This is a genomic window from Neolewinella marina, assembly GCF_002631205.1.
Classification (GTDB): domain Bacteria; phylum Bacteroidota; class Bacteroidia; order Chitinophagales; family Saprospiraceae; genus Neolewinella; species Neolewinella marina.
This window is the reverse complement of sequence record NZ_PDLO01000019.1, coordinates 1-1,383: the sequence shown is the minus strand read 5'-3', so window position 1 is coordinate 1,383 and position 1,383 is coordinate 1. Positions and strand designations below refer to the sequence as shown.

2 protein-coding genes are annotated in these 1,383 nt (G+C 57.4%); both read right to left on the bottom strand.

What is annotated here, in order from left to right:
* Window positions 1–27 precede the first annotated feature (27 nt).
* On the bottom strand, window positions 28–927 hold the full coding sequence (locus tag CGL56_RS17970) for a DDE-type integrase/transposase/recombinase (RefSeq protein WP_099107973.1): 900 nt from the start codon (window positions 925–927) through the stop codon (window positions 28–30).
* Complete coding sequence (locus CGL56_RS17965; RefSeq protein ID WP_099107972.1) at window positions 924–1,340, bottom strand: transposase; 417 nt, start codon at window positions 1,338–1,340, stop codon at window positions 924–926. Before CGL56_RS17965 ends, CGL56_RS17970 begins: the two co-directional genes overlap by 4 nt.
* Window positions 1,341–1,383: the final 43 nt, after the last annotated feature.

The window sequence follows — 1,383 nt, the reverse complement described above, 5'->3', positions numbered from 1 at the left end:
TGTCCGTGCCTAATATAGCTTGACGGATTAGTGTAAATGATTAGGCGGGAACAGGTCTAGCTGCCCGGTATTGTTTATTATCTGCGTATTCTGTTCGGTGTACACGTGTACACCCGGCCGGTCTTGGGGCTGGCAGCTGCGCAGCCATACTTCGTATTCCAGGGGGGCCATGTTCAGACTACTGTGGAAGCGCGCATTGTAGTGATCACAAGCTTTGGTCACCAGGGCATCAAAGTCACCTGGTCGGTGCAAGGTCCAGTGGCGCAGGTAGTCGTTCTTGATGATGCCGTTGACCCGTTCGGCGTGTGCATTCTCCAGCACGGTGGCGCACATACTCACCCGGATGCCGTGGTCCTCCAGCAACCCGGTGTAGACGGCGCTGGCGTACTGGCTACCCCGATCTGAGTGATGGATCAGCCCCTGGGCGTAGTCCCGGATTCCCCGTAACGTCAGCGCCCGGCGTAAGGCTTGGGTAAACAGTTCGGCCCGCATGTGATCGCCCCCGGCGGCTCCCACGATGCGGCGCGAGACCACGTCCATGATCAGTACAACGTAGAGGTGCTGGTCCTGCCAGGGGAAGTAGAACAGGTCGCTTACCCACACCTGATTAACCGTACTAAAGCGGCCATCCACCAACAGGTTGCCGTAGCGAGAACTGCGTACGGCTACGGTAGTGCGACCAGGATTGGCCGGTACGTGGAGGCGGTAGCCTTCCTGGAGCCCCAGGGCGATGAAGGCATCCCGGCCAATGCCCTCGGGTTGCAGCTGGTGGAACATTTTACGTAAGCCCATAGCCGGGTGTAATTGCCGCGTCTGCGCAATCATGCCGGCGTACACGTTGTGCAGCGTCGCCTGATGATCCAGTCGCTGGCCCTGATCGAAGTGCGCCTGACGGGTGATGCCGTAGTAAGCGTAGATCTGACTCATGGGGTAAGGCCGCTGGGGGTGACCGCGCCAGTACTCAATGACCGGGTAGCGTACTTTTTTTTTAGGTCATAACCCACCTCCTGACTCGCCAGGTCGAGCGTGGTCTGCAACAGGTCGATTTCCATTTGCTTGCAACCAACAATCCGTTCCAGTTCGGCCAGTCGCGCCAGTAGGCGTTCGATACGCTTGCCTTCGCTTTCCATTTCTACCACCGTATGGGTTCCTTTGATGCGATCTGAATATAGGTAGATCCACTGGTAAAGCGAGGTGCGACTGACCTGCCAGAGCCGACATCCCTGGGCGATGGATACCTCCCCGGCGGTGAGTTGCGCAACGCAGCGGCGTTTGAAGGGCTCGCTGAAGCGCCGCGTGTACTTCTGCTTCAGGGTGGGCTGTTCTGAATTTGATGACATAATCGATGTGTACGATTGTGTCAAGCTATTTCAGGTATGGACA